This window comes from Mycobacterium gordonae, from assembly GCF_002101675.1.
Lineage (GTDB): Bacteria > Actinomycetota > Actinomycetes > Mycobacteriales > Mycobacteriaceae > Mycobacterium > Mycobacterium gordonae.
This window is the reverse complement of record NZ_LQOY01000217.1, coordinates 1-2635: the sequence shown is the minus strand read 5'-3', so window position 1 is coordinate 2635 and position 2635 is coordinate 1. Positions and strand designations below refer to the sequence as shown.

The 2635-nt window shown below is 65.3% G+C and carries 2 protein-coding genes; both read left to right on the top strand.

The genetic code is table 11. The features are described from left to right. Window positions 1-216 precede the first annotated feature (216 nt). Window positions 217-1734 (top strand): IS21 family transposase, encoded by a 1518-nt coding sequence (gene istA, locus AWC08_RS27785; RefSeq protein WP_085088527.1) that lies wholly within the window; start codon window positions 217-219, stop codon window positions 1732-1734. Further along, window positions 1731-2504 carry an ATP-binding protein gene (locus tag AWC08_RS27780; RefSeq protein WP_069435673.1) on the top strand — a complete coding sequence of 258 codons (774 nt, stop codon included), beginning with the start codon at window positions 1731-1733 and terminating at the stop codon, window positions 2502-2504. Before istA ends, AWC08_RS27780 begins: the two co-directional genes overlap by 4 nt. The last annotated feature ends 131 nt before the right edge of the window (window positions 2505-2635 follow it).

The window sequence follows — 2635 nt, the reverse complement described above, 5'->3', positions numbered from 1 at the left end:
TGTCGGCGGACATGAAAAACTGCCCACTGGCGGACATGAAAGTGCCCAGTAGCGGCCAATAAGAACTGCCCACCGGCGGACACGAAAGTGCCCGCAGGCGGCCATGAATCTGCCCAGACCTACCTGTTGCCGTCCGGCGCGTCAGCGCCGGTGCGGCCTCTCCTGCGGTTTCGATGTCGATGCCTAGTCGAACCGAAATCCCCAGGAGAGACCTACTTGAAGTCTGACGGAGAACTCATGGAAATCCTCAATGCTTACGACCTGACCGGCTCCTACCGCGCCGCCGCCGAACTGTGCGGATGCTCTCATCACACGGTGAAGAAGGCGGTCGAGGACCGCGCCGCCGGCTTGCCACCGGCCGCGCGGCGAGCCCGCATGATCGACGACTGGCGCGACATCTTAGAAGGCTGGGTCGTTGACTCGAAGGGCAAGATCCGCGGCGACAAAGCCCACGAGAAGCTTCTCGCGTTGGGATATGCCGGTACCGACCGCACCACCCGCCGCGCCGTGGCGGAGATCAAAGCCCAATGGCGACTGGGCAATACACGCGTGCACCGGCCCTGGATCACCGAGCCCGGACTATGGCTGCAGTATGACTTCGCCGACGGCCCCCTGGTGGCCGGGCGCAAAATCGTGCTGCTGGTGGCCTGGTTGGCGTGGAGCCGCTACCGCGTGGTGATTGCATTGCGCGACCGCACCGCACCCAGTGTCTTCGCCGGACTAGACCGCATCTTCCGGCTCACGGGTGGCGCCCCGACCTACCTGTTGACCGACAACGAAAAGACCGTCACGACTGGCCATATCGCCGGGGTCCCGGTCCGCAACCGCGCCGCGGTCACCTTCGGCCGGTATTACGGCGTCTCGGTACTGACCTGTGAACCCGCCGACCCGGCCTCAAAAGGTGGGGTGGAGAACGCGGTCAAACTCGCCAAAGCCGACATCGTGCCCACCGAGACGAACCTGCTGCCCCAGTACGGCAGCTTCGCCGAGGTGGAGGCGGCCTGCGCAGCCTTCGTGGCCGAGATCAACGCCCGGGTGCACCGCGCGACGGGTCGGCGCCCGGCCGAGATGCTCACCGCAGAACGTCCCGCTCTGCACGCAATACCCGATCTCCCTCACACTGCCGCGTTGGGTGTTACCCGCCGGGTCCCCGACAACACCCCGATGGTCACCTTTGAACACTGCCAATACTCCCTGCCGACAACACTATTGGGCCAATCGGTATGGATACGCCACCACGACGGCACCGACGAGATAGTGATCTGCGCCCTCGATGACGGTGGACCGATCGAGGTGGCCCGGCACCGCCGCGCCACCCCAGGTAGCCCCGCCATCGACGATGCTCATTTCCCCGACCATCGTGACAAGGTGCCTGGTGACTACCGGGTCCGGGCGCGTACCGCCGCCGAGCAGACGTTCCTGGCACTCGGGCCTGGTGCCGCGGTGTGGCTCAAAGAAGCCGCCGCCGTCGGTACTGAACGGATCCGACAGAAGATGGCCCACGCTGTCGCGCTCTCGGCTCTGAGCAGCCGCGCGGACGTCGACTGGGCACTGGGGCATGCCGCCGTGCACGGCCGCTTCGCCACCGGTGATCTCGATTCCATCCTCGCGGCCAAAGGCCTCGATCGGACCCGACGCGGCGCCAACGAGGACACCTCCCTGGCCCAAGGCACCCGCGGATGGAACCTGTTCGGCGCCAACATCATCGACGGACCCGAGGCGGGCATCGCATGACCACCACTACGGCTGCGGTGCTACCCGCCGACGTTGAAATGCTGATGCGTTCCCTGCGGTTGCCGCATGCCCGCGCGATCGCCGCCGACGTGCTAGCCACCGCCCGCGCGCAACGCTGGGACCCCACCGAAGTCATCAAAACCCTGCTCGCCGAAGAGTCGGCCGGACGGGCCCGCTCGATGCTGGCATCGCGCCGTAAAGCAGCCGGTTTCCCGACCGGCAAGACCTTCGATGTCTGGGATCCCAGCGCGTCGTCGATCCCGCTACCCACCCAGCAGGCATTGCAGACCCTGGAATGGGTGCGGCGCCGGGAAAATTTGGTGGTCTGCGGGTCGGCCGGCACCGGCAAGACATTCTTCCTCGAAGCATTGGGACAGAAAGTGATCGAGGCCGGAATGCCGGTGGCATGGTTCACCCTCGAACAAATCGGCGTACTGGTACGAGCCCACCGCGCCGACGACTCACTCGGCAAGGCCGTCGCCAAGATCGTCCGAGCCGAGCTCGTGGTGATCGATGACGTCGGCCTGCTCCCAGTCGGCGCTGATGCCGCCGAAGGGCTCTACCGCATCGTCGAAGCAGCCTACGAACGCAAGTCGGTGGCGATCTCGTCGAACATCCATCCCAGTGGCTTCGATGAACTCATGCCCAAAACGTTGGCCACCGCGACGGTGGACCGCCTCCTGCACCACGCACACCTGTGCCAAACCAGCGGAGACTCCGTGCGCCTAGCCCAGGCCCTGCACGGGAAAGGAGTCAAACCCTTGAGCTGACAACGGCCTCACCGACCGGTGGCGGACATCCCCTCATGGGCAGATTCGTGTCCGCCACTGGGCAGTTCTTATTGGCCACCTACAGGCAGTTCTCATGTCCGCCCACGGGCAGTTTCCGATGTCCATTGACA

What these genes read in the sequence shown, in the direction of transcription:
- AWC08_RS27780 (WP_069435673.1), top strand. Translation starts at nt 1,731, where the DNA reads ATGACCACCACTACGGCTGCGGTGCTACCCGCCGACGTTGAAATGCTG.